Origin of the sequence: Brevibacillus panacihumi W25, from assembly GCF_000503775.1 — a bacterium.
Taxonomy (GTDB): domain Bacteria; phylum Bacillota; class Bacilli; order Brevibacillales; family Brevibacillaceae; genus Brevibacillus; species Brevibacillus panacihumi_A.
In genome coordinates this window covers 1,245,874-1,271,686 of sequence record NZ_KI629782.1, presented here as the reverse complement: position 1 = coordinate 1,271,686, position 25,813 = coordinate 1,245,874, and the positions used below count along the sequence as shown (strand labels likewise).

24 protein-coding genes and 1 other annotated feature are annotated in these 25,813 nt (G+C 51.2%); of the genes, 18 read left to right on the top strand and 6 right to left on the bottom strand.

Going from position 1 to position 25,813, the window contains the following annotated elements; all coding sequences use genetic code 11:
- Positions 1-7: 7 nt before the first annotated feature.
- Positions 8-772: a hypothetical protein gene (locus tag T458_RS0128500; protein ID WP_051410022.1), complete on the top strand. Its 765-nt coding sequence runs from the start codon at positions 8-10 to the stop codon at positions 770-772.
- A gap of 33 nt (positions 773-805) precedes the next feature.
- Here the strand turns inward: T458_RS0128500 and T458_RS35440 are convergent, their stop codons facing one another.
- Positions 806-1,381, bottom strand: a complete 576-nt coding sequence (locus T458_RS35440) for an NAD(P)H-dependent oxidoreductase (protein WP_023555767.1) — start codon at positions 1,379-1,381, stop codon at positions 806-808.
- A 199-nt stretch (positions 1,382-1,580) separates the two neighbouring features.
- Here T458_RS35440 and T458_RS35435 point away from each other — a divergent pair, with 199 nt between their 5' ends.
- A complete protein-coding gene (locus tag T458_RS35435; protein WP_031305468.1) occupies positions 1,581-2,567 on the top strand; it encodes an AraC family transcriptional regulator in 987 nt (328 codons plus the stop codon).
- A gap of 67 nt (positions 2,568-2,634) precedes the next feature.
- On the opposite strand, the gene T458_RS35430 is transcribed toward T458_RS35435, so the two are convergent.
- Together T458_RS35430 and T458_RS35425 are read right to left on the bottom strand one after the other, a co-directional pair.
- Entirely contained in the window at positions 2,635-3,492 is an 858-nt protein-coding gene (locus tag T458_RS35430; RefSeq protein ID WP_023555765.1) for an amidohydrolase family protein, read from the bottom strand.
- Positions 3,489-6,602 carry a GNAT family N-acetyltransferase gene (locus tag T458_RS35425; RefSeq protein WP_023555764.1) on the bottom strand — a complete coding sequence of 1,038 codons (3,114 nt, stop codon included), beginning with the start codon at positions 6,600-6,602 and terminating at the stop codon, positions 3,489-3,491. Before T458_RS35425 ends, T458_RS35430 begins: the two co-directional genes overlap by 4 nt.
- Positions 6,603-6,797: 195 nt before the next feature.
- Here T458_RS35425 and T458_RS35420 point away from each other — a divergent pair, with 195 nt between their 5' ends.
- The 6 genes from T458_RS35420 to tyrS all read left to right on the top strand — a co-directional run bounded on the left by T458_RS35420 (position 6,798) and on the right by tyrS (position 11,034).
- Complete coding sequence (locus tag T458_RS35420; protein WP_031305467.1) at positions 6,798-7,406, top strand: TetR/AcrR family transcriptional regulator; 609 nt, start codon at positions 6,798-6,800, stop codon at positions 7,404-7,406.
- Between the two features lie 45 nt (positions 7,407-7,451).
- Positions 7,452-7,916, top strand: a complete 465-nt coding sequence (locus T458_RS35415; RefSeq protein ID WP_023555762.1) for an SRPBCC family protein — start codon at positions 7,452-7,454, stop codon at positions 7,914-7,916.
- A 3-nt stretch (positions 7,917-7,919) separates the two neighbouring features.
- Positions 7,920-8,300 carry a VOC family protein gene (locus T458_RS35410; protein WP_023555761.1) on the top strand — a complete coding sequence of 127 codons (381 nt, stop codon included), beginning with the start codon at positions 7,920-7,922 and terminating at the stop codon, positions 8,298-8,300.
- Positions 8,301-8,400: 100 nt separating this feature from the next.
- Positions 8,401-8,763 carry a VOC family protein gene (locus T458_RS35405; RefSeq protein ID WP_023555760.1) on the top strand — a complete coding sequence of 121 codons (363 nt, stop codon included), beginning with the start codon at positions 8,401-8,403 and terminating at the stop codon, positions 8,761-8,763.
- A complete protein-coding gene (locus tag T458_RS0128495) occupies positions 8,760-9,323 on the top strand; it encodes a winged helix-turn-helix transcriptional regulator (protein WP_031305466.1) in 564 nt (187 codons plus the stop codon). The genes T458_RS35405 and T458_RS0128495 overlap by 4 nt, the downstream gene beginning before the upstream one ends.
- Positions 9,324-9,457: 134 nt before the next feature.
- Positions 9,458-9,687 (top strand) — a binding site (T-box leader).
- An 87-nt stretch (positions 9,688-9,774) separates the two neighbouring features.
- Complete coding sequence (gene tyrS / locus T458_RS35400; protein WP_023555759.1) at positions 9,775-11,034, top strand: tyrosine--tRNA ligase; 1,260 nt, start codon at positions 9,775-9,777, stop codon at positions 11,032-11,034.
- A gap of 48 nt (positions 11,035-11,082) precedes the next feature.
- Here tyrS and T458_RS35395 read toward each other — a convergent pair whose 3' ends face one another.
- Positions 11,083-11,493, bottom strand: coding sequence for a VOC family protein (locus T458_RS35395; protein ID WP_031305465.1), 411 nt, complete (start codon positions 11,491-11,493; stop codon positions 11,083-11,085).
- Between the two features lie 202 nt (positions 11,494-11,695).
- Here T458_RS35395 and T458_RS35390 point away from each other — a divergent pair, with 202 nt between their 5' ends.
- The 7 genes from T458_RS35390 (at position 11,696) to T458_RS35360 (ending at position 20,616) form a co-directional block, all read left to right on the top strand.
- Positions 11,696-11,932, top strand: coding sequence for a DUF2798 domain-containing protein (locus T458_RS35390; protein WP_023555757.1), 237 nt, complete (start codon positions 11,696-11,698; stop codon positions 11,930-11,932).
- Between the two features lie 104 nt (positions 11,933-12,036).
- A complete protein-coding gene (locus T458_RS35385) occupies positions 12,037-14,121 on the top strand; it encodes a 5'-nucleotidase C-terminal domain-containing protein (protein ID WP_023555756.1) in 2,085 nt (694 codons plus the stop codon).
- A gap of 84 nt (positions 14,122-14,205) precedes the next feature.
- Positions 14,206-15,435, top strand: a complete 1,230-nt coding sequence (locus tag T458_RS35380) for a purple acid phosphatase family protein (protein ID WP_023555755.1) — start codon at positions 14,206-14,208, stop codon at positions 15,433-15,435.
- 88 nt (positions 15,436-15,523) lie between these two features.
- Positions 15,524-15,979 carry a hypothetical protein gene (locus T458_RS35375; RefSeq protein ID WP_023555754.1) on the top strand — a complete coding sequence of 152 codons (456 nt, stop codon included), beginning with the start codon at positions 15,524-15,526 and terminating at the stop codon, positions 15,977-15,979.
- Between the two features lie 181 nt (positions 15,980-16,160).
- On the top strand, positions 16,161-17,888 hold the full coding sequence (locus T458_RS35370) for an ABC transporter ATP-binding protein (RefSeq protein ID WP_023555753.1): 1,728 nt from the start codon (positions 16,161-16,163) through the stop codon (positions 17,886-17,888).
- A gap of 40 nt (positions 17,889-17,928) precedes the next feature.
- On the top strand, positions 17,929-19,737 hold the full coding sequence (locus tag T458_RS35365) for an ABC transporter ATP-binding protein (protein WP_252989816.1): 1,809 nt from the start codon (positions 17,929-17,931) through the stop codon (positions 19,735-19,737).
- 126 nt (positions 19,738-19,863) lie between these two features.
- A complete protein-coding gene (locus T458_RS35360) occupies positions 19,864-20,616 on the top strand; it encodes a class I SAM-dependent methyltransferase (RefSeq protein ID WP_023555751.1) in 753 nt (250 codons plus the stop codon).
- Here T458_RS35360 and T458_RS35355 read toward each other — a convergent pair.
- Positions 20,591-21,502, bottom strand: a complete 912-nt coding sequence (locus T458_RS35355) for a LysR family transcriptional regulator (protein WP_023555750.1) — start codon at positions 21,500-21,502, stop codon at positions 20,591-20,593. The two genes, T458_RS35360 and T458_RS35355, sit on opposite strands and share 26 nt — an antisense overlap.
- Positions 21,503-21,628: 126 nt before the next feature.
- On the opposite strand from T458_RS35355, the gene T458_RS35350 reads away from it, so the two are divergent.
- Positions 21,629-22,840, top strand: coding sequence for an MFS transporter (locus T458_RS35350; RefSeq protein ID WP_023555749.1), 1,212 nt, complete (start codon positions 21,629-21,631; stop codon positions 22,838-22,840).
- Positions 22,841-23,088: 248 nt separating this feature from the next.
- Here T458_RS35350 and T458_RS35345 read toward each other — a convergent pair whose 3' ends face one another.
- A complete protein-coding gene (locus tag T458_RS35345; RefSeq protein ID WP_023555748.1) occupies positions 23,089-23,880 on the bottom strand; it encodes a YwqG family protein in 792 nt (263 codons plus the stop codon).
- Positions 23,881-23,972: 92 nt separating this feature from the next.
- On the opposite strand from T458_RS35345, the gene T458_RS35340 reads away from it, so the two are divergent.
- Together T458_RS35340 and T458_RS35335 are read left to right on the top strand one after the other, a co-directional pair.
- Positions 23,973-24,878 carry an alpha/beta fold hydrolase gene (locus T458_RS35340; RefSeq protein WP_023555747.1) on the top strand — a complete coding sequence of 302 codons (906 nt, stop codon included), beginning with the start codon at positions 23,973-23,975 and terminating at the stop codon, positions 24,876-24,878.
- A gap of 31 nt (positions 24,879-24,909) precedes the next feature.
- On the top strand, positions 24,910-25,740 hold the full coding sequence (locus tag T458_RS35335; protein ID WP_023555746.1) for a prohibitin family protein: 831 nt from the start codon (positions 24,910-24,912) through the stop codon (positions 25,738-25,740).
- Positions 25,741-25,813: the final 73 nt, after the last annotated feature.

The window sequence follows — 25,813 nt, the reverse complement described above, 5'->3', positions numbered from 1 at the left end:
ATAGGGGATGCTTCCTTTGCACAGACCAATTCGAGGGCAAGTGTATCAAAACGATGCCTCTCCTCTTACTTTGCTTGATTGGATGCAAGGGGATGTGACGGGGGACGGCGTGGCGGACAACATCTATTTGTACGGCGATACATCGGCAGGAACCGGAAACTTCGCGGATCATATCACGCTGGTGATCCAAGATGGAGTCTCCCAACGCTCTACAAGAGTAGAGTTTCCCAACGATGCAGGCTATAACGCGAGGCTGTTCCTTGGGGATTTTTCAAAGGATCACGTACCAGACATCTTGGTCAGTATCGATTCGGGAGGCAGCGGCGGATACGGATTCTTTTACATGTATTCCTTCAAAAATCATGTGCTCCGCGAGATGTTCGACGTTGATAAATACAATCAAGCATACCAATTCCAGGTGAATTACGAGGACTACTACAAGGTTAGTGTCGGGAGTCGTCGGTTGAACGTGTTCTTCACGATTGATATCAGCCAGAAAGGACGGGACTATTTATCGCAGTATTACTACGATAATGGCAAGCTGAAACAACCTGCGACAGGAGAAGTGCTTGCTCTAGGAGCGCTGTATCCCATCGTGACAAATGAAAACAGGATGGGATACGATCTCTTGGCTCTTCAGCGGATTATTGGAACGATCAATGCTGATACGCTCGGCTATGTCGAAAACCTGATGACGTGGAATGGCGATCAATTTCAATCCGTCCGATTGTCCGTATCCATACCAGGTGCGTCATTTCCCTCAGCCAGATGAACAGAGAAACGCAGCCGATAAGGGCTGCGTTTTTTATGCCAGCCTGGACCCCAAAACCTTCACCTTTTCCAGCCATTTGGCGCGTTTTGCCTCTGTGGATGTGTTGACCGGACTGATCTCGGTGATTCGCACAGGCTTGATTCCGCAAAAATGCAGGATGTTCCGCTTCATGACTTGATGTCCGGCTTGTCTGTATATCCATCTGTTGTACCAGGCTGGCGTATCCATCGTGACGATCAGATGGGCGGTTTTCCCGGTTAAAAGCTTATCCCACAACGAAGAATTTTCACGATATTGATACGCGAAGCCGGGCAAGAAGACGCGATCGAAAAATCCCTTCAGGACAGCGGGCATCGTCCCCCACCAGGTCGGGTAGACAAAGACAAGGTGATCAGCCCAACGGATCAATTCCTGCGCTTCTATCAGATCATCCTCAAGCTCTGTTCTTTTCCGGTACCCGTATTTTAAATTTGGCTCAAACGAGATCTGGCTCAAGTCAATCGTTCGAACATTTGCGGATCCCATCGCTGCTCCTTCCATATAAGCGCGAGCCAAGGACGAGCAAAAGCTCTCCGGGTCAGGATGGCCGTTGATAACGAGAATTTTCAAATTTGTATCCTCCTTTTAGAATGCTTGGATCGTTCAGATCCCTTTGCATTGATCTGTGATATGATGGGAATCGAGATATTTTCAGCATACCTTGATAATTGCGACAGATGTATGCGCCAACACGTAAAAATCATGCTGAATGGCGCATAAGGAGAAGGAGGCTTGGGCGGTGAGCAGTGTCCAGGAATTTGCTATTTCCATGGTGTACCCGATCATGAAAACGATCGTTCAAAAAGGGTATGATTTTGAGCATTTTTGCCGCCAGGTTTCCTTTGACAGCAACCTGCTGCAGGATGTGGAGGCTCGCATTGAGGAGCAGGAACTTGTCCGTCTGATGCAAGAGGCCGCGACCTACACGAAGGATGATCACTTCGGCTTGCATCAGGGGCAGCTAACGGACGTAGCGGACATGGGCATCCTGGGTTATGTGATGATGCATTCCGAAAAGATCGTCGATGCATTGACAGCCTATCAGCGGTATAACGTGATCTTATGCAGCGGCTATCAGGTGAAATGGGAGGAGCGGGGCAACGATGTCTACCTTCATTTTTTGAAACAGACCCCGACGCAAATGTCCCGTCATTGCTTGGAAGATATGGTCAGCTCCTTGTATCATTTGATCGTTCGCATGAGCAATCGCGTCATTCACGTAAAAGAACTGCAATTCGCCCATGCCGCTCCCGCTGATACCAGGCCGTATTTGTCCCTGTTTGGGGTAGAGCCCCGCTTTGGCGGCACAGATACCTGGTTGCGGCTTAGCAGAGATGTGCTGCAATATCCGATCTTGTATGCAGATCCCAGGCTGCGCAGAGCTTTTGAACCCGTTGCTGAGGAGATCAGGGAAAAGCTGATCCGGGGAAGGGAATTTTCAGACAGGGTCTTTCAATGGATGCTGTCATGCATGCCGGTGTTTTTTCCTACCCTGCAGCAGACGGCTGATTCCTTTTATATGAGTACGAGATCGCTTCAAGCCAGGCTGAAGGAAGAGAACACGTCTTACAATGAACTGTCTGCCAATGCTCGCAAGGAAATAGCATTGGGGTATTTGAACAAAAAGGAATATCCCATTACCGAGATTGCCTACCTGCTTCATTTTTCCGATCCAAGCGCCTTTCAAAATGCTTTCAAAAAGTGGACGGGACTAACACCAGGGCAATACAGGGCCAATGCGATGCAGAGGGCCTGAATCAAGAAAACTGCTCAGGCTTTTCATTGCCTGAGCAGTTTCCCATTCCAGCTGCTACCTCATCTATTTACTCCACCAACGGCTTGATCTTGGGGAACACCTTCAATGCGGTCTTGTAAAACACATCCTCGTGATGCTCCACCGGGATCAGCTCTTTCACGAACTCGATGTACGGCTTCACCGGAGCCAAGGGCCAATCCGTTCCAAACAAAAATTTGTCGTAATGATCACAATAGGTGATGGCGTGGCGCAGATGGGCGAAAAAGAGCGGTGAGTCCTTCAGCCGCTGGCAATTGGCCGCATCGCCTACCATCAAGCCGGATAGATCGGCAAACATATTGCGGTTTTTATAGACCACTTCCGCACCATCCAGCACCCACGGGTCGCCAAAATGGGCCATCATGAAGGTAACGTCCCGATGCTTCACGGCCACCTCGTCCAGTGTGAGCGGATGGGAGTATTTCAACAGCCCTCGCTCCGAATACGTATCACCGGTGTGGAAGACTACCGGCACCTGGTATTTTGCGGCCAGCTTATAGACCGGATCATAGACGCTGTCATAGGCGTAGAAGGGATAGTAGCCCAGGTAGATTTTTAATCCGACCGCATTGGGCTTTTGCAGGTCTTCTTCGAGTCTTGCCATCGCCGCTTCATCCAGCTTGAACGGATTGATTCCCAGGCAGTAGACGAGCTGTGGGGGAAGCTCGTCGGTCAAGTCGAGTCCCATCGGAGTGACAGCCTCCGCGTCGGGAAAGCCGTCCTGCTGCGTCTCCGTCAACCCCATGCCGATGCCGAGCACCACCCCGTTTTCGGCATATTCCTGCAGGATGCCTGCGACCGAGTAATCGACAAACGACTTTTCTGCTGCTGTCCGTTTAAACTCCTCGATATGTGACAAATGCATGTGCGCATCAATAATCTTCAATCTGTACCCTCCTTCGATGGATTGGTGAATCGAATCGCCCGCAAGGCAGACAAGGATTCAGAAGGAATCATCTTGTCCGCGAACAGGAAAAAGACGGGCGGGGTAAAGGAGATGCCTTTGTCTGCAAGATTCAGATTGCGCACGATCGAGGCGACAGCCACTTCCTTGTTGGAGTAGGTATGCATCTGAGCTGAATCCAGGTCCGTCACGATCTGCATCCGGTCTTTTCGAGAAGCCGAACCAATCAGATAATCGGAGGTTTCGCTAATGCTCAACTCTCCCTGCGCCAGTTGGTAAGTCAACTCCTCGCTGTTCGCTCCGGTGGTTTTCAACCAGACGTTCTCGCCCGACTCCCCTGTATGCAAAAAGATGTCAGTCGTCCAGCCCTTGTCAGCAAAATACGTTCCGGTATTTTGCACGATCTCTACCGTATGGCAAAGGACTGGCACTCCGGGCAGCAGCAGGTAATACTGATGGCATGTCAACCCGCGATATTTTTCCTGTTTTTTCACATCGTAGCTCAGCTTGATTCCCCGCCATGTATTTTGCCTGTTATCGGTCAGCTCGACGAAGGAGGCTGTTCGCTCTTCTTTGACCAGTGAAAACCCGCTCAGTTCTTCAATATGGTTGCTGATTCCCCCTGTCCACGGATTCCACCATGATTGGGGCCTCCGCTCAGGAAAGGAGCTGGCTAGCCATTCCTGTCCATTGCTGGCAAGGGAGTAGAGCGTAGGGAAAAAGTCCGGCGCTGCTTTGATGCGCAACGGTCCATTGTCGGCAAGGTAGACCGTTTGTCCCTCTTCCTCGGTTACTTCCAGCGTCATCTTGTCTTGTCCAACTGGAAAAACGGTGCTGCGCAAGGAGGTTTCATGTGTAGCAAAATGCCCCTCTACCTGTACGATTTCATACGGAATTCTTGGGGCAGCAAAGGAGAAGCTGGATTCCGTCGCCTCCTCGTCCTCGGTATAGCGCTGAGTGTGTTCAGCAAGAGATTCACTCGACAGGCGAGCTGTCAATTCTCCCTCCAGATACTGCTGCTTGTACTCCTTGACGAGCACGCCAAATTCTTCGCCCGCGACAAACGGGTTGTGTTCATTGGCTGCAAGCTCCAGATGGGCGGTCAAGGACAATTCTGCAGGAAGTGCTTCTTGTCGGGCGAACGCACGGAACTCCTTCCAGTCGGTAAAGCCTCCATGTGCAAGGTAAACAGGACCGAACGATTTTTTCTCTTGCGGCTGCAGAATGCCGAGGTTGTCTTCCAGCGTGATGTACCAGCCTTGGAAATCGAGGCGGTACTCCTCAGGCCAGCACATTCCCCAAGGCGCGGGTTCGTCCCTCGAAAACAGCCAGTTTTCCGTGATGGATTCGCCATCCCAATAATCGGTATCGCTCCCGTAGGAGGATGGTGTCTCGACATAGCGGCCTTGATAGGGCAGAATGGGGCGTTGAAGCTGATGCGAAATGCCCTGATTCAGCCAAAGCTCCGGCGATGTCCGCTCTGCTGAAAGATTTTCCAGCTCTACGTTGTATACGACCGTACCGTCTCCATACAGCAGTGTTTTTCCAATCAGCGCGATTTGAGGATAAGCGCCGGAGTGATAGGTGGCGCGAATGCCAATGGCTCCCTTTTCCTGGATGAATTCTACTCGTTCGGCACGCTTTTTGGAAAACTCGCTGGAATACGGTCTGCCGATCTTGGGGTAGTTGAAATAGGTCGGCTCCTGGCAGGAATCGCTGGCAACGGTAATCTCGTTATCGTCCTTGTTCAAATAGAGGGAGTGTCGCCCATGGTGAATCTCCCAGGCTTGTTCCGTTTCCCCCGACAGCATGGCTCCCAGTCCCGTAAAGGCGGCACCGATTTTTTTGACAAAAGAGACAGAGGTGCCATTTTGCAGCTTTGCCTCCACACGAAGATCCGTCTCGTAGAAGCCATGTTCATAGAGCTCAGCGACTAGAGGGTAGGAGATGCGTTCTTTGCCGAGCAATCGGAGTGTGCGGGGCTGCTCTTTCATGTGGAGAAAGGAACGTGAGGGCAAATCGAATGAAAATGCTGCTTCTTCGGTGAAGTTGTTCTCCACATCCAGATAAAAACGCACCTGCTGTCCCGGGTAGGTCAGGCCAGGTACATGCAAGGAAAGGGAAGCGGGGAACTTGGGAAGAATCCCCACCTGAAACAGCGCGCTTTTTCCATTAATGAGAATCTGTGTGCTGACACGGGGATGGGTGCGCCAGACGCTCTGCTCTTCGCTGATCTCACCGACGAAAAAACTGGCTGACAGCGTCGTTTCCCCCGTAACCTCCAGCTCCTGCTGATAGTCAAAGCGGATTGTTTCGTTGGATTCCCCTTTCAAAGAGAGGTGCAACGGCTTGCCTGATTTGTTGACAATCCGGTAGTGTATCTGGTATTCCCGGCCGAACACCAGGTCCAGCTTCTCTACCTCGACAGACAACAGGTAATTCTCCGTCTCGATGAGGCGCATGCCTCGGCCTCTGCGCTCAAACTCCACGCGCAGGCTCCTATCTCCTTTTTCCCACGAGTAGGTGAAGTAATCAAATCCGTTTTCCTTGCGTCCGTCCGGTTCCACCACAATCTCCCGCGTCGAGTCCCGATACCAGTCAAGCTCCTCAAAATAGGAAGCGATCGCTTCCGTACGCAAAACCGTGGGAATCATGTTCATCAGATGGGTGGAATCGTCCCGGTCTTCCCAGAAAAAGCCGAATTTCTTATAGAGCGGTACAGCCTTCGTGTTCCCGGCCCAGGTGTAGAGGTCAAGCCGCGGCCAGCCAAGCTGAACCGTTTGCTCCAGCACGCGCCCGAGCAGCATGCGTCCCACCTTTTTGCCGTGGTATTCTGGCCGTACATTCAGGAGCGGGATGTATAAGGCCCCGGTGTCCTCCCTGTACTCTGCCAGGCTGCAATAGCCAACCACTGCTTCGCCGTCCATCGCCAGATAGACAGCGAGGGCATCGGAGCTTGCTTCTTCCTGTCGGATCTGTTCGGCTGTCGTAATCGAATTGCCGCCTCCCCAGCTATCCCGGCTGGCATTCCACATATCGGCTACTGCGGCGGCGAGTTCGGGACGGTAGGGGACAATAGAGATGCTTTCCATCTTTTCTTGCACCTCGATTCCATTGTAAAATTTTGTATCCTACTAGAGTGAATACGATGGAGAGATAGGTTTTGTTTCGGGTTTATCCCGTTTTTATTGCTATTTCCATAGAAACTCCAGGAAAAGCATATTGACTTGCCTGGTAAATAACGGTATTCTCTTAGCAAGGAATGTTAGTGTGTACTAACTAACGTCATGGTTTGTAGAAGGGAAGGCGAGGATGTGGACAATAAAAACAAATTGATGCTGGCAGCAATCGATTTGATGGCGGAAAAAGGATACAAAGGTGTTTCCACAAAGGAGATCGCAGCAGCGGCAGGCGTCAGTGAGATGACCTTATTCCGCAATTTTGGGAGCAAGCAGAATCTGCTGGAAAAGGCAGTAGACCACTATCATTATTCGATAGAAATGACCAATGTGTTTCAAGAGAAAATCATCTGGGATTTACGTACGGATTTACTGATGATAAGCCACATGTATTTTGAAATCATGGAGCGTAATCGAAAATTGTTCCTCATCGTATTGAAGGATGATGAATTGTTTGAGATCCGCGAAAAAGCACAGAAGCATCCCCGAATCCTGCTGGATCTGCTGACGAATTATTTCACTGAGATGCAGAAAAAGAAGAAAATGGTTGCAACCGCTGCAGAGACGCAAGCGATTACTTTCATGTGGATGAATTACGGTGCGTTCATGTCGCAGTTGTTTGGTGCGTCAACGATTACCAAAATACCGATGCATGATTTTATCAAGTCGAGTGTTGAATTATTCGTTAGAGCTTTAACCCCAGCATTTTTAGAATGATCAGGTAGTGAGTGCTAACAAACGTCTAGAGGCGAGGTGTGGACGATGAACCAAAAACAGCATTTTGAATCAGGCAAGATCGTTGGCAAGACAGCCGCGGCGGGCTTCCAGGCCGGTGTTCGCAGGACGCTTCCGATCACTCCTGAACGGGCGTGGGCATTTCTCACGTCTTACGAAGGGGTAAAATTATGGATCGGAAGCGTACCGTCCCTTGCCATTTCGGAGGGGGAAACCTTTACATGCGTGGAGGGAATCACGGGGGAATTCAGGGTAGTAAAACCGTACCGCCAACTTCGCTTGAGGTGGGGAAAGAAGGAATGGGAGAAACCTTCCACGCTGCAAATCCGCCTGTTATCCGACAAGCCGGACCGAACCACGATCAGCTTTCATCAGGAGAATCTGGACAACCAGGATACACGGGAACAAATGAAGCAGCATTGGGAGACGGTATTGAATACGATGCGGCAAAAAACAAGTGATGCTGGCAATGAAGAAGAGGAGGGAAGATGACATATGAATAAGTTCAGCCATATTGATCTTCGCGTACATGATTTGCAGCGTGTAATGCCTTTTTATGAAAAGCTTCTGCCCGAATTGGGATTTACTCAAACGTTTCACAGCGCCAATTGGAGGGTGTTCGCCGCGGAAGGAAAACTGCCTGACGTGCCTTATTTTGCAATCACGGAAGACAAGGAGCATCAACCTAATTCCAATTTGATCGGCTTTTGGGCGAAGGATCAGGCTGAAGTGGATCAGATTGCGAAGCTGGTCCAGGAATGCGGCGGAACCATTAACGACGGTCCACGGTTATTTCCGATAAGTCCGACCTATTATGCGGTTTATTTTGAAGATCCTTGCGGGAATAAGTATGAGATGGTGCATCGATTGAATTAGACGGCCGAATCGTTTGGCCGTTTTTTATTTTTCCAACAAAATCCTTTACTATCGAAAAGATACTTAGTATAATTTCGATATAAATATCTGGGGGTGCGCTATGTATAAGTCCGGAGTTACTGTTTGGTACAACGTTTCCAGGTTGGATGCTACAATTGCGTTCTACACGGAGAAGCTTGGTTTTGAGACGATTTTTCACGATGTCGCATCCGGTATGGCGATGGTTAGTACAAATACCCCTGATTGTGTGATCGGGTTTTCCGAAGCCGAAGCGGTTATTCCTTCCACATCCTCGACTGTCTTTGAAGTCATCAACATTGAGGAAGCGATGCAGCATTTGCAGCAGCAAGGCGTCCCGTTTGTCGGTGGAGTCGAAACGATCCCAGACATGGTTAAATTGGCCACATTCACTGATCCTGATGGGCATAACCTGATGCTTGCGGAGACACTGGCCCCGCTTTGATTGCAGTAGATCGCGTCCTGCGGTTATCCCAAGAAATATCCGGTCAGTGGACCGTGCCTGTGCTGCTCACTCTGGAATCCTGCGGCGGCCGCTTTACGCCGCTCCAGAAGAATCTTGGCATCACACCGGCTCGTCTGAGCGATAACTTGAAACGGATGGTCGAAGCAGGCTTGATCCAGCATCTATCTCCTTTCGAGCGCCGCCATCCTTTGCTTCCGGAATATGTGCTGACGGAGAAAGGCAGATTGTATCGCGAGGCGGCCAAAGTGGTTCAAGCAGCGGAAGAGGAGATCGGATTTGGCCGTTTGTCCGCGAAAGCCTGGAATATTCCGATCCTGCTCGCACTCGATTTTGAGTACGAACGGTTTCAAGAGATTCGCCTTGCTCTGCAACAGGTGACGCCGCGCATGCTGTCCACAAGATTGGACGAGCTGAACGGCAACGGATTGGTCCACAAGCTCGTAACGGAACAGCCGCGGCCTTCTTTTTTGTACCACCTCGATCGATCAGTGAAAAAACCCGTTCATCAAATGGCAGCCGATCTAGGTTCTTTGGTGTAGGCTGCCAACCTGACATAAATACGGCATTCAAATTCGTTGGGGGGTTGAATGCCCTCCGCCAACATTTTTCGAGAGAGGTTGACATTGGGGAGGGAATTCACTATCCTATCTCTAAGAATCTGAAATCGAATATGCGACATACGTTGAAAGAGACCAGTAGCCGCTTCGTCCCTGTTCTAGAAAGCCGGGGGTTGATGGAACCCGGTACACACGCAAGCTGGCGAATTACACTCTGGAGTATCTCGGGTAATGCTGAGCGGAATGGCGAACGATACCTCGCTTAAGAGCGGCATCATGGCGTGCAATTGCACAACGGCCATTGGTGCAATCTGGGTGGTAACGCGGTTATGCAATCGTCCCTATGTCTAAGACAAGGGGCGATTTTTTATTTTTTCAACGCGCAATCATGATTCTACTAGCACAACTTTTGAATTGAGGGAGTGGTTTGGCAATGAACATTATCGACGAATTGGAGTGGCGCGACGCCATCAATCAACAGACAGATGCGGAAGGCCTTCGCGAATTGACGGAGCAGAAATCGATTTCGGTATACTGTGGGGTGGACCCAACCGGTGACAGCATGCATATTGGTCACCTGATTCCATTCATGGTGCTCAAGCGCTTCCAGCTTGCCGGACATCGGCCCGTCATTCTGATCGGAGGAGCAACGGGGACCATTGGCGATCCGAGCGGCCGTCAAACCGAGCGTTCCTTGCAAACGCTGGAACAAGTCCAGGCGAACGTGGATGCGCTGACCGCGCAGATGAAAAAGCTGTTCGTGACGGAAGGCGACAACCAGATCCGCTTGGTCAACAATTACGATTGGACCCATAAAATCAATGTTATCGAATTTTTACGTGATTACGGCAAGAACTTCAGCATTAATGCGATGCTTGCCAAGGATGTTGTCGCAAGCAGGCTGGAGAGCGGCATTTCCTTTACCGAGTTCTCGTATCAAATCCTGCAGTCCCTGGATTACCTGCATCTGTACAGAAATGAAGACGTACAACTGCAGATCGGCGGCTCCGACCAATGGGGCAATATTACAAGCGGCCTCGATCTGATCCGCAAAAAAGAAGGACCGGAGGCAAAAGCGTTCGGGCTGACCATTCCGCTGATGCTCAAAGCGGACGGGACGAAATTCGGGAAAACGGCCGGTGGAGCGATCTGGCTCGACCCGAACAAAACAACGCCATTCGAGTTCTACCAGTTCTGGGCGAACACCGACGACCGCGATGTGGTGAAATACCTGAAATACTTCACGTTCCTGAGCAAAGAGGAAATTGACGAGCTGGCACAAAAAGTGGAGACAGAGCCGCATAAACGCGAAGCGCAGAAAAAGCTGGCTGAGGAAATGACCCGATTCGTACACGGCGAGGAGATGCTGGAGCAGGCGCAACGGATTACGGCTGCTTTGTTCAGCGGCGACATCAAATCGCTGACTGCCGATGAGATCGAACAAGGCTTTAAAGACATGCCGACATTCGAGGCTTCCAAGGAATCCAAAAATATCGTCGACTGGCTGGTAGAGGTCGGAATCGAGCCATCCAAGCGACAAGCGCGCGAGGATCTGACCAAAGGCGCGATCTATGTGAATGGAGAGCGCATCAGCGACCTGGAGCTGGAAGTGACGGCGGACCTGGCTATTGGCGGACGGTTTATCATCATCCGCAAAGGAAAGAAAAACTACAGCTTGGTGAAAATTTCCTAACATAAGAAAAGCTCCCCTTCAACCATGAGGGGGAGCTTTTCATTTATTTTACCCCTGTTGCCCATTGCCTTCTGTGCTGATTTGCCACTTGATCCCGAACTTGTCCTCCAAGCGGCCAAACAGGCTGCCCCAGAATTGCTTTTCCAGCGGCATGATCACGTTGCCGCCTTCTGCAAGCCTGGTGAATGCCTGCCTGGCATCTTCCTCTGCTGCGAATTCGAGGTTGAGATCATATCCGCTGCTGTGTCCCAAAGACTCGTGCATGGTATCCGCGATATAGAAATTCACTCCTGCCGCAGTAAAAACCATGTGAATGATTTTGTCCTTCATGGCTTCATCGGTACCGGGGGCTTGACCATATGTCATGTAGTGGCCGATTTCCCCACCCAATGCATCCACATAGAATTGTGCCTGTGCTTTTGCGTCCTGCGAATAAAAATACGGGGTCAGCTTTGCCAAGCTTATCACTTCTTTCCGCTAAAGGTTTATCATCTGGCACTCCTATTAAGATTCCCCAAAAAATGCTCGAGCACCTGTCCAGGGCTTTTCGAATACACTTAAAAGGTTGACGCCTTCCTTGGTTTCCAGTAAGCTACGAGTTATTTACAACTACGTAAACGCAGCGATCTGCGAATCCATATATGCGAATAGGGTGATTGGTTTGAAAATCAAGAAAAAATACGAACATGTGCTGTTTACTTTTTTTATGGCTTTGGGGATGTCATGCTTCATTTCTTTCGTCATGATGCTCATCAACTTCGGGTTCAGCTCCCTCCTTCTAACGAAATGGCTGACAGCATGGCCGATTGCATTTGCGCTGGCCTTTCCTTCCGCCTATTTTTTGCCGCGAGGAATCAGAAAATTGATGAAAAAAATCACGTTTGTGGAAGGCGAATAATCAACGCGGAAACGGCAGAAATGTCGTTTTTTTATTTAGACAATTTTCGACAATAAAATTAAAATAGAAAATGCAGGAAAAATACGTTTCTAGAGGAGGTAATCATGAAGCAAGGAAAGCACTTGAGACTCTTCGTTGCGTTTGTGCTGCTTTTCACCACCATGCTGGCGAGTACTGCCGCTGCCCAAACGTATACGGTAAAGAAAGGCGACAACCTGTGGCGGATCTCTCGAAACCATGGAACAACCGTCGCTGAAATGCAAAAACTCAATAAGCTGCCAGATGTAAATTTCTTGAGAATCGGTCAAAAGCTGCAATTGCCTGAGGGCGCAGCAGCGGTTGCATCCGAGAAGCCTGTCCAGGCAGCCCAACCCGTAAAACCAGCAATACCGGCTCCATCTGCTGCAGCGAAGCCAGTTGAGAACCCAGCCCCAGCCCCTGTACCTGCTGCTACTCCAGCGCCAGCTGAAAAACCGGAAGCCGCAAGCACAACGATCACAATCCTCGGAACCTCGGATGTTCATGGAAATCTCTGGGGCTATACATACGAGGACAGCAAAGAGACAGCCAACAACGGCTTGGCGAGAATTTCCACCTATGTCAAAGAAGTGAAGGAATCCTCTCCCCATGTGCTGCTCATCGATAACGGCGATACCTATCAAGGGAATATTTTGACGGATGACATTTACAGAAAAAAACCGGAAGTGACTCATCCTGTATCGGTTGCGATGAATGCGATGAACTACAATGCCATGGTTTTGGGCAATCATGAATTTAATTTTGGACTTGATTTGATTGATCGCATGCAAAAGGAACTGACATTCCCTGTTCTGAGTGCCAACACGACCACGAAGCAAGGCGAACAGTTCGTCAAGCCGTATACAATCGTCGATGTAGACGGAATCAAGGTGGGCATCATCGGCGTTACCACTCCGAACATTCCGCGCTGGGATGGCGAGAAGGTAGACAGCCTCTCTTTCCAACACATGGGCGAAACCGTTAAGAAATATGCAAAAGAGCTGAGAGAGGTAGAAAAAGTCGATGTCCTCATCGCCAGCGCTCATTCAGGTTTGGTTGCAGAATTTGATGAAGATGGCGGATCGGATGCGGCTTCCAAAATCGTGGAGATGGTTCCCGAGCTGGATGCTCTTCTCGTCGGTCATATGCATATTATTGTGAACGAGAAAATCGGCCAAACTGTTGTCGGCGGCCCGCGCAACCTCGGCCGCGATGTGGTTCGCTTTGATCTTGAAGTGAAACAAGAAGCGGGTCAAGCGAAGGTAGTGGATCGCAAGGTAGAAGTGGTAGACATGGCAAGCTACGAGCCAGACCCAGCCATACGCGATCTGATTAAAGAAGCGCATGAAGCGACAATTCAATTCATCGCTGGCGGCGGTGGCGCTGGCGAAGCAGGTGCTTCGGGCGGTCTCTTCGGAATCGCGACAGCCGACTTCCAGCCTGTCAACGAAATCAACGGCATTCCGGAAGGCAAACTGCGGGATACAGCAGTCGTAGATTTGATCAACAAAGTTCAGTTGAAAGCGACTGGCGCAGATGTATCCGCAGCGGCTCTCTTTAAAGACACCTCTGATCTGAAGCAAGGCAATATTACTTATGCGAACATCTTTGACATCTACAAATTCGACAACACGCTCTATACCGTCAAGGTCACTGGAGCTGAGTTGAAGAACTACATGGAATGGTCCGCCAAGCACTACAATCAGTGGAAAGAAGGAGACATCTCGATCAGCTTCGATCCGGAAGTGCCGGGATACCTGTATGATATGTTTGCCGGTGTGGATTACAAAATCGATTTGTCCAAACCAGCAGGTGAGCGAATCGTAGACGTGATGTATAAAGGCAAGCCATTGTCTGATACCGAGGAACTCACTCTGGCAGTCAATAACTATCGCTACAGCAGTGCATTGAAGGCTTTCAAAATGGTAAGCGCGAACCGCGATTGGGAATCTCCGCGCAGCATTCGCGATTATCTGGTAGAATATATCCAGGAGCAAAAAGAGATTTCTCCTGAAGTAGACAACAACTGGGAAATTATCGGCATCGATCTCGAGAGCCCGTACCGTGATGAAGTGATCAAAATGGTCAACGAAGGCAAGCTCGAGGTACCGTACGAAAAATCGTTGAATGTCAACGAGCTGCTTGAAGCAGGTGTGATTCAAGCGAAATAATAGAATGATTGGCATGGACATCCCGTTTTCACAAACAAATGTGAGGGCGGGATGTTTTCTTGCCTGCAACAGAAAGGAGTCATTATGGACAAGATGAAGGTTTATCTCTTGATTGGTGCTGTGCTGATAATCATCGTCCTGGCCATTGCCATCAAACAGTGGATTCAGGGCAGTCCATCACCCTCGTCCCTTGCTCCTCACTCTGTCGTGACGAATTTTAAAGGCAATCCGCAGACGAGCCGTGCTTTTACCTGGCATACAAAGAGCCCCGATGCGGCTACTGTACTCCAGCTTGCTCCAGGGTCCGGGGTTACGAGCTTTGACGGGAAGGATGTCATGACTTTTTACGGGAAGACTTCTCAGATCCGATTAAAGGATGGGGTCCTGCAAGGGGTTCACAAGGTGGAGGCTACCGATCTGGCACCGGGCACCCGCTATTCTTATCGGGTGGGAAACGGGGAGAAGAACGGCTGGAGCCAGCCAGCAGAATTCGAGACTGAGGCAAGGGGAACGAAGGAGTTTACCTTCATCAATGTCACCGATTCGCAAGGCATCACCGATGATGATTTCAAGCTTTGGGGACAAACGCTTGGCAAGGCATTTGATACCTTCCCGGATGCGAAGTTTATCATCCATAACGGCGATTTGACAGAAGATCCCGAGGACGAAAGCGCCTGGTATTCCTTCTTTCGTCATGCCGAGCCGTGGTTGCGCAGCTCCGCCCTCATGCCTGTTACCGGCAACCACGATGAAATAGACGGCAAGGCAGAACTGTTTCTTTCCCATTTCAACCTGCCCGAGAATGGAGAAAAAAGCGCAAATCCCGGTACGAGCTATTCGTTCGATTACGGACCGGTTCACTTTGTTTTCCTCAACACTGAGTCAAAAGTGAAAAAACAAGCGGAATGGCTGAGAGCGGATTTGGCTGCTACGAATCAGCCATGGATCATTGTCGCCTTGCATCAAGGGCCATACGGAGGCAAGCAGAAAAAATCCATCGTGGAGCATTGGGTCCCGCTTTTCGATGAATTTGGCGTCGACCTCGTGCTGCAAGGACATAATCATGAATATTCCCGTTCGCATCCATTGAAAGGCAATCAAATCACAGAAGAGGGAACAGGGACGGTATACGTCGTTACGAATGCATCAGGCAGGAAATTAAATAAGAAAAAAGACGATCAGTTCTATCATCGCGTTCATCTGCAAAACGGCAAGCCCATGTTTGCCGGCATTCGGATCCAAGAGAATGCATTAGCGTATGAAGCATATGACATCGACGGGGGGCGTATTGATGGTTTTGTTCTTCGGAAATAACGCGGTCTGAAAAAGGGAGAGGGATTGACCGAACCTTCTATATAATGGAAAATGGAGCGAGACCTACGGCAAGATTGGAGGCGTTCCCATGTCCAAACCCCATAACCTCTGGCTCTTCTTATGCATCTCGTTCCTTCTCACGGCATGCTCGATGCAGACCTGGTCGCATAAATACGAAGGTAATTCCGCCAACTGGCAGATCGTCCTGGATGTCGTGCCGGATAAAGACGTGGGGGCCATTTTTATCGGGAAGCTGGACCAGCGATCCACGCATCAGATCCAGCATGTGAATTATGAGATCGAGTTAAAAAACGGGGGCCGCGGAGGCAACCTGAAAAACCCCGAATTCGACCATGGTCCGATCAAGATTTTTGAGGATATCCCCCATTCGGATACTTATCAGCAAGAGTTCAAGGACGGCTTGTACGATGCTGATATCCAGCAATTTTTCACTAGCAACCCCGTCCTGACGATTACCTGGACGGATGATCAAGGGAAGAGTCATAAGGAAGTCATCGAGCTGATCCTCGTCGAATCCAAATAATCAAGCTTGCAAAAAAAGCACTGCCTTCATGCATGAAAGGTGGTGCTTTTTTCAATATTTTCAACGATTTCCAATCGTTCCTGTTTCCCAGGCTACGCTCGCGCTCTTTTCATTTCCCATGCGAAAGGATAAAATTTGAAGAATAATCATCGGTTTCTGGCATCTTGAATGGGGTGAGTGTATGCGTTTTACCTTGACATACCTGAAAAAATACGGCGTGGCGATCGGGGTCTCCTTCTTTTTCCTCGCCGTGGAAGCCATAAGCGACCTGCTGCAGCCGACCATTATGGCGATGATGATCGACCGGGGCGTGGCGAATCGCGACATGGATTACGTCTTGCAGATGGGCGGGCTGATGCTTTTGATTACCGCATTGGGAGCGGTCGCTGCGACGATGCGAAATCTCTTGTCCAGCTACGTGTCCCAGAATTTCGGGGCTTTGCTGCGCTCCGATCTGTTCCGCAAAATCCAGTCCTTGTCCTTCGCCAATGTCGACAAGTTCGACCGGGCATCGCTGGTCACGCGGCTCACAAACGACGTCAACCAGGTGCAAGTCTTCGTCAACGGGATGATGCGGATTTTCGTCAAAGCGCCCTTGCTGTGCATCGGCGGGCTGATCATGGCCGCACAGCTGAATCTGCAATTGTCCGTCGTGCTGGCAGTAGTCGTGCCGATTGTCGGTTTGTTTATTGTGTTGAATATGAAGATTGGTTTCCCTTTTTTTGGAAAGGTACAAGCTGCCCTGGACCGCGTGAACGGGACCATGCGGGAATACCTCTCCGGCGTGCGGGTTGTCAAAGCGTTTCACCGGTACGCATTTGAAAGTGAAAAATTCAATGCAGCCAATGAAGAGCTGCAAGCGAAGACGATCTCTGCTACCCGCATCATGTCCGTGTTCGGTCCGGCGATCATGCTGGTGGTCAATCTCGGGATTGTGGCGGGTCTGTGGATCGGAGGGGACGGCGTCGAAGAGGGAAGCATCGAGGTGGGGCATATCATCGCCTTTACCAACTACATGACCCAGATCCTGTTCGCCTTGATGATGATCTCGATGGTGTTCAATCTGTTCGTGCGCGCCAAGGCATCCGCGCAGCGAATCGGGGAAGTGTTTGCGGAGGAGAATCAGATGACCTGGGATGATTCGCTGCAGGAGACAACCGCCCAGAAAGGCCGAATCGACTTCGAGGAGGTCAGCTTCTCTTACGAGGGGACGGGAGGGGAGCTGGTTCTGAAGAAAATCAGCTTTACGTGTCTGCCGGGTGAGACAGTAGGGATTATCGGTTCGACTGGATCGGGAAAAAGCAGTCTGGTAGGGCTGATTCCGCGTTATTACGATGTGACCTCCGGTACGCTGCGGGTCGATGGGGTAGATGTGCGCCAGGTCGATCCGAAAAAGCTGCGGAAGACAATGGCGATCGTACCGCAAAAGACGGTCTTGTTTACGGGAACTGTCCTGGAAAATATCCGCTGGGGGAAAGAGGATGCAACTCCTGAAGAGGTGGAGCAGGCAGCAAGGATGGCAGAAGCTCATGACTTCGTCGCGGCCACCGAGAACGGTTATGAGGCTCGCGTCGGTCAAGGCGGCGTCAATTTTTCCGGAGGGCAAAAGCAACGGTTGTCCATCGCCCGCGCCCTGGTGCGAAAGCCGCAGATCCTGATTCTGGACGACAGCACCAGCGCCGTGGATGTAGCGACAGAGGGAAGAATCAAGGAGTCCCTGCGCAAGTACGCAAAAGGCCTGACCTGCATTCTGATTGCGCAACGCATCACCTCCGTGATGGACGCTGACAAGATCGTCGTGCTGGACAAAGGTGAGGTCGTCGGCATCGGGACGCATGAGGAATTGCTGCAAAGCTGCGGAGTGTACCAGGAAATCTACCACTCCCAGTTCGGACGGGAGGTGAGCTAATATGGCACTGCAGCAACAACAGCCTAGAGAACAGCCAGTCATGGCGCCGCGGCACGGCAACCGCTTCGGGATGGCAGCCAGAGGAGCGCAAAGCAAACCGAAAAACTTCAAGGCGACGATAAAGCGGCTTTGGCAGTCCTTTGGCAAGGAGAAGAAAGTGCTGCCGCTCGTGTTTGTCATCGTCCTTATCGATGCCCTGCTGATGCTTTCGGCGCCTTATCTGATCGGGGAGTCCATTGATGCGATGACGCGTGGGGAAGCGTTGACAGGCATGCTCGGCGTGATCATTCTCGTCCTGCTCATCGCCTATATTGCGGATGGAATCCTTACCTTTTTGCAGGGCTGGATCATCGCGGGAATCTCGCAGCGGGTTGTGAAAAATCTGCGCCAAGCCCTGTTTGATAAGCTGCAAAAGCTGCCGGTTTCTTTTTTCGACTCCCGTACGCACGGGGAGCTGATGAGTCGGTTGACCAATGACATCGACAACGTCAGCAACTCGATTTCCCAGTCTACGACGCAATTGATGTCCGGTGCATTGATGATTGTCGGGTCGTTGGCCATGATGCTGGTGCTAAGCCCCATTCTCACGTTGACCTGCCTGGTCACGGTTCCACTCGTCTATCTGCTCACACGGACAATTGCGCGCAGAACCAGTGTTCTGTTCAAGGACCAGCAGAAGCAGCTCGGCAAGCTGAATGGACATATCGAAGAGACGATCTCCGGGATATTGGTAGTCAAGGCGTTCAATCACGAGCAAAAGGCGATTCAGGAATTCGATGAGATCAACGACTCGCTGCGCAAGGTAGGCTTGCGGGCACAAATCTGGTCGGGCTTTCTGATGCCGATCATGAACGTGATCAACAATCTCGGATTTGCGTTGGTCGCTATCGTCGGAGGAGTGCTGGCGATTGACGAGATGATTACCGTCGGGGTGATCGCCAGCTTTCTGACCTACTCGCGGCAATTCGTCCGGCCGCTCAATGATCTGGCGAATATTTTCAACGTGCTGCAGTCAGGTGTGGCAGGGGCAGAGCGGGTTTTTGAAGTGTTGGATGAAAAAGACGAGCCAGCCGATGTGGATGGGGCGGTCGAGCTGACCAATCCGAAGGGGCATGTGGTCTTTGAAAATGTCAGCTTCGGCTATCGGCCCGATCAGCTCATCCTGAAAAATGTCAGCTTTGAATCGCAAGCTGGCAGCATCACGGCTCTGGTCGGCCCTACCGGAGCGGGCAAGACGACGATCGTCAATCTGCTGACCCGCTTTTACGATGTGACGAGCGGGACGATTTATCTGGATGGACGCGACATCCGGGAGTACACCCGGGACAGCCTGCGCAGCAGCTTTGGTTTCGTCTTGCAGGATACCTATCTGTTTTCCGGCACGATCAAGGAAAATATCAAATACGGCAAGCCGGACGCGACCGACGCCGAGGTAGAGGCGGCGGCCGCCATGGCCAATGCGGACGTGTTCATCAACCGTCTGCCGAAGCGCTACGATACGATGCTCAACGAAAACGGCGGCAATCTCAGCCAGGGACAACGGCAGCTGCTGGCGATCGCGCGGGTGATCCTGGCGAAGCCATCTCTCCTGATTCTCGACGAGGCGACGAGCAGCATCGATACCCGGACGGAAATTCACATTCAGGAAGCCTTGCTGAAGCTGATGGAGGGCCGCACGAGCTTCGTCATCGCCCACAGGCTGAATACGATTCGCGATGCCGATACGATCATGGTGGTGGAGGGCGGGCAGATCGCCGAGCAGGGAAGCCACGAAGAGCTGATGAATAAGCGCGGTAGCTACCAGAAGCTGTTTTCCAACCAGTTTAAAAACGTGGAAGTGGCCTATTAATCCACAGCCAGCAGAAAACTGTCTTTTGTCCGTAAGGGATGAGGGACAGTTTTTTTGTGGAGCAGGAAGGAAATGGTTGAATGATAGAGAATGTATGTTCTTATCTTGGATGTGGAGGAATCAGGTATGAAATCAGACGTGCTACTGGCAAACCAAAAAAGCTGGAATCAAGCAGCATCCCGTTTTTACGGGCGCAATCCGCTGCCCGAATACGGCCCGCTGGCGCCGAAGGAAGACGAGCTGAATCTGCTGGGAGATGTCGCCGGTCGAAAGGTGCTGGAGATCGGCTGCGGGAGCGGGCATTCGCTTTTGTATATGGACCAACGTCAGGCAGCGGAGCTTTGGGGGCTGGATTTGTCTTCTGCCCAGATTGAAAGCGCGACGAAGCTGCTTGCGAACTGCCAGGCTCCGGTCCATCTGTTTGAATCTCCGATGGAACACGATCCCGGCTTGCCGCATGGCTATTTTGATCTGGTCTATTCTATCTTTGCACTCGGCTGGACGGTCGACCTGCATCAGACGCTGTCTCAGGTTCACCGCTATTTGAAGCCCGGGGGAGTCTTCGTCTTTAGCTGGGAGCATCCGCTGCACAACCGCTTCACCCAACAGGAAGGAAATCTGGTGCTGACCAAATCCTATCTCGAAGAGGGGGCGTACAAGCACGAAGCGTGGCCGGAGACGGCGATCATGCAGCAGTTTCGCGTAAGCACCTATCTCAATGCCTGCATCCAGTCGGGCTTTGTCATCGAGCAGGTGGTGGAGGATGTATCCCTCTCGGACGAGGATATAGAGAAGCATGCAAAGGGCTGGTACAACGCCGAGAAAGCTGCTGCCGTCCCCACGACGCTCATCATCAAATGTCGGAAGGCGCAGGCGTAGAAGTAGACACCCCGAAGTAGCGCAGCACAAATTCCTGAAACCGCTGTGCCGCAGGCGACATGTATCTGCCTTCCACCAATGCCATGCCGATTACCCTGTAACAAGCGGGTTCGCGGATCTGGAGCTGGACGATTTTGCTCGTGTCGATCCCGCGAAGCTCAGGCAAGAGGGAGACGCCAAGCCCGGCACCGACGAGTCCGGCAGCAGTAGCGGCTTCTTCTCCTTCAAACATCACAGGAGGGGTCATATCGATCTGCTGGAATAACGAGTCGGTCGTTCTGCGCAGCGCATACCCCTTTTTCAAGAAAATCATGGGTTCACCCGCCAAGTCCTCCAGGAGAATGCTTTTTTGTCCAGCCAGTCGATGCCCCAGCGGCACATAAGCAAAAATCTCTTCACTCCACAGCGGAGTCCACTGAATCGGCAGTTTGGTTTCGGTAGGCTCCGCGATGATGCATAAATCCAGCACGCCTGCATCGAGATGTTCCAGCAGAGAGTAGCTGTGGTTTTGGATCAGCTGAAACCGGGCAGAGGGGGAATCCAGCCGGAACGTGCCGATCAAGTCAGGGATCAGGCTCATGCCCAAGGTATGCAAAAAGCCGAGGGCGATCTCTCCGTTTTCAGGATGAACCAAGTCCAGCAGCTCCTGCTTACCGCTCTCATATTCGGCAAGGATGCGCTGCACACGGTGCAAAAAAAGCTGGCCGTAGCGATTCAAGGAAATGCTGCGCCCCTGACGGGAGAAAAGCGGGACGCCCAATTCTTCTTCCAATCGGGCAATGGAACGGCTCAGTGCAGGCTGTGACAGGGATAAAAGCTCTGCCGCCTGCGTCACATGCTGGACGCGTGCGAGTGTCTGAAAATACTCGAGTTGCTGCCACTCCATAGAAATACCTCCCGTTCAATCATTACTGTCATGCATCGTTTTGATACTAATAATAAATTATACATTATAAATGATGGGTGATACGATACAAACAAGAGAGTGTGGAGCTGGGGAGGTAGCATCCAAGTGGAACACATCAAGAAAGGGACCAAGGCCTTTCGCAAAACAAATATCGCTTTTTTTGCCGCTGGCTTTAATACATTTGCCATTCTGTACAGTACACAGCCCCTGATGCCGGAGTTTACCAAAGATTTTGGCGTCTCTCCGACGATGGCGAGTCTTTCGCTGTCAGTGACGACGATTTCGCTTGCAGTCAGCATGCTGTTTTTTGGTGTTTTGTCAGAGGTGTGGGGACGTAAGCCTGTCATGATGGCATCCTTGCTGGCTGCGTCTGCCATGTCTGTCCTGACTGCCTGCAGCCCGAGCTTTGAGACGCTCTTGTTGCTGCGGATGATTCAGGGCATTGCCCTAGGAGGCTTGCCCTCGATTGCCATGGCCTATCTGGGGGAAGAAATGGACGGCGGTAGCCTGGGGGTCGCGATGGGACTCTATATTAGCGGCAACTCGTTGGGGGCCGTCTTCGGGCGGATTCTCACGGGAATGATGACGGACTTCTTTAGCTGGCATGTGGCATTGGGGACGATCAGCTTCATCAGCTTTTTGGCTTGCCTGATCTTTTGGCTGAGCTTGCCGCCATCCCGCCATTTTCACCCGCGTTCTCCAGAGCCGCGAAAACTGCTGCTCTCGTTCGGGCACCATCTGAGAGACCGGGGGATGCTTTGCCTGTACGGGATTGGCTTTCTCATTCTGGGGAGCAATGTCGCGCTGTTCAATTACTTAGGCTATGTGCTGACGGCACCGCCCTATCATCTCAGCCAGACACTGGTCGGCTGGATTTTCATCATCTATCTCGTCGGGACGGTCAGCTCAGTATGGATGGCGAAGCTGGCGGACACCTACGGACGGCAAAAAATCCTGATCGTCGCACTGGGACTGACCTTGATCGGCGTACTCATCACATTGGAGTCGAACCTGTGGGTGAAAATGCTCGGATTGCCGATCCTCGTCTTTGGCTTTTTTGGCAGCCATTCCATCGCCAGCGCTTGGGTGGGCAGACGTGCTTTGCAGGATAAAGCGCAGGCCTCCTCGCTCTACCTGTTTTTCTACTATGCCGGTTCGAGTGTAGCGGGTACGGCCGGAGGGGTCTTCTGGTCTGAATATGGTTGGGCTGGCGTAGTAGGTCTGATCACAGGCTTTTTGCTTCTCGCTCTTCTGTTGGCAGTCAGCCTGGCGAAAGCAGCCAAACCAGTCGCAGTCGCGATGCATCACGAACGTTAGAATGACATCGGTTAAACGAAACAACGGCAGCTTTGGACAAACAAAAAGGTCCGAAACTGCCGTTGTTTCAATAATCAATCAAACTCATTTTACTTATTGCATGAATTTTTCGAAGCCCTAGAGCTTCTGCCTCCTCCAAATATTCCCTAACTCCTTCGCCGATGTCCAGTAGCCTCGATCTTATCGGTATCTACCTTTTCTTCAATAAATGCTTTTAACGTAGAATGATCCGTGCCAATCCATTTCGTTTAGCAGCATTGATACGAAAACAACGCATTCTCAAAGCGCTTCGCTTTCAAATCTTCCAAAGAGAGGACGAAGTAGATCGTACCGACATCCCCCCACATAATCCCGAGGTTATCCACATCGGTATCGACCTGCAGCAAAAGGGTGTAAGGGCCGCCATTTTCCTTGCCCTGGAGGTAGTCTACTTCCTCAAAGACATCGCCCTGGATGTTGTTCGGGCGGCCCAGCACCTGGTGGTTCCATGTATGCGAGCCGTTGATCTCGGCAAAGGCGGGCAAAAACTCGTCGTAATACGTGTCCCACAAGGCGTCAGGAACCTTGATCCCGTCCCCGTGAAGCGACAGTCCCTTATTCATCTGCAGATGGTTGGCGTAAAGTACCCCGTATTCCTGGTCGGTACCGGGATAAGGCACGGACTGTACGGCGGAGAGATCGCCATCGTAATACAAGACGCGCCAACCGTCCCTGTTTTCGAGTTCGCCAAATACCGACTGCTCCCTGGCTTCGTAGAAAAAGTAGAGAATGCCGCGCGCAGGCAGTTCGTTGGCTATGCCTAGGCTTTGGATTTCCCCCAGGTTGAGCTGACCGATGAAGACAAGCGGTTCGCCATTGTACAACGGGTAGCTCCAGCCAGGAGGAAAATCGGGATATCCGCCTAATCGGCTCTTGGCTAACTCAGGAAATTCGGTTCGCTGCGGCAGCAGATAGATGCAGGGATGAAGATGAGCGAGGATAGTTTCTTTCATCTCTTCCAAACCATATTTCTCAATGAGGGAAATTACCTTTTCATTCATCGACATTCTCCTTTTCACATTGCCAAATAATAGGTAAGATAGACGCAATCCAATCTGCTCACGATGATGCCAGTAAGAGAGAAGGGTTCGTTTTGAAAATTGAATTCCTTACCCTGTCAGAGGGAACCAGACTTCAATATTCTATTCGGGGAGAAGGGCAGCCAATCCTCGTGCTGCATGGCGGTCATTCCAATTGCACAGAAGAGTTTGGCTATCAGGCGCTGTTGGATGCAGGCTACTCCCTGATCACGCCGTCACGTCCAGGGTATGGCGAGACTTCCCGCGAGCTCGGAGAAAGCCTCAGGACAGCCTGTCAGGCGTATGAAGAATTGCTTCGCCATTTGCAAATCAAAAAGCTCCATGTCATCGCGGTCTCTGCCGGCGGACCAAGCGGCATATTCTTTGCCTCCCAATACCCGCAGCGAATATGTACACTGACACTGCAATCAGCGGTGACAGGCCCATGGCTGACTTCAAAAGACAAGGAGTACAAGGCGGCAAAAATTCTGTTTCGACCCGGAGTGGAGGCCTATGTCTGGAAGCTGCTTGCATCCGTGACCGACCGCTTCCCACGTTACATGTTCAAACAGATGGCCTCGTCCTTTACGAAGCTGCCCTGGAGAGAAGTCGAATCTTATCTCCTGCCCGAAGATTTGGAGGCATTTCGTGCAATGAATCGTCGTCAGCGGTCGGGGCATGGCTTCATAATTGACCTTGTACACCCCGGACAGATTGAGATTCAGCATCTGCAGAACGTGACGTGTCCCGTACTGATCATGCATAGTCGGCAGGATGGGACGGTTCCGCTCGAACACGCCCATCGCGCATCGAAACACATGCCGAACGCACAGCTATGTCTCCTCGATACCTGGGGGCATCTGATATGGCTGGGCAAAGGTTCTGAGCAGGTAAATCAGGAGCTGCTTTCTTTCCTCAGTCAATGGGACAAAAATACGAATGAATCTGAAACTTCAGTCCCCCTTTCACGTATAGACTAGAGATACAGAAATAGAGAAGGGGAGGCGGAATATGAGCGACGATAATGTAGTGAACATGAATTCCTTCAAACAGGGAGGAAGATGGCTTGTTACCATTTTAGTAATTGCTGTCATCGCATTGTTGGGAACACAGTCCTTTGCGATTATTTCGGCAGGTCATAGTGGTATCGTGCTGCAATTGGGAGCCGTCCAGCCGAAAGTGCTGCAAGAAGGTCTTCATTTCAAGATTCCGTTTATTCAAACAGTAATTCCGATCGAGGTCCGTGTGCAAAAGTCAGAGACGAGTCAGACATCTGCATCACGCGATCTGCAAACCGTATCGACAACGATAGCGGTCAACCACCACCTGGATGCCAACAGCGTCAACAAATTGTATCAGCAGGTCGGCCTGGATTATAATACCCGCATTGTAGACCCGGCCATAGCCGAGGCGCTCAAAGCGGTGACGGCTCAGTATACAGCCGAGGAACTGATCTCCAAACGCTCGGAAGTGAGCGCTAAAGTGAAGGAACTGCTGACCACGAAGCTCTCGACCTATTACATTGTGCTGGATGAAATCAACATCCGTGAATTTACCTTCAGCGAAGAGTTTAACCGTGCGATTGAATCCAAGCAGATCGCCGAGCAGCAAGCGCTCAAATCCAAGCTGGATCTCGAGCGCATCAAGATCGAGAAAGAGCAGGAAATTACCAAAGCTCAAGCGCAGGCGGAAGCACTCCGCTTGCAAAAGCAGGAAGTAACGCCGGAGCTGATCCAGCTCAGACAGATCGAAGCGCAGCTGGAAGCGATCCGCAAATGGGACGGCAAAATGCCGAATGTCACTGGCGGCGCCATGCCATTCATCGATGTGAACAAGCAGTAAATAAAAGACGGGTGCTCGGCAGAAGATCAGCTTCTGATGAGCACCCGTTTTTCGTTTCTAGCAGGATATACCT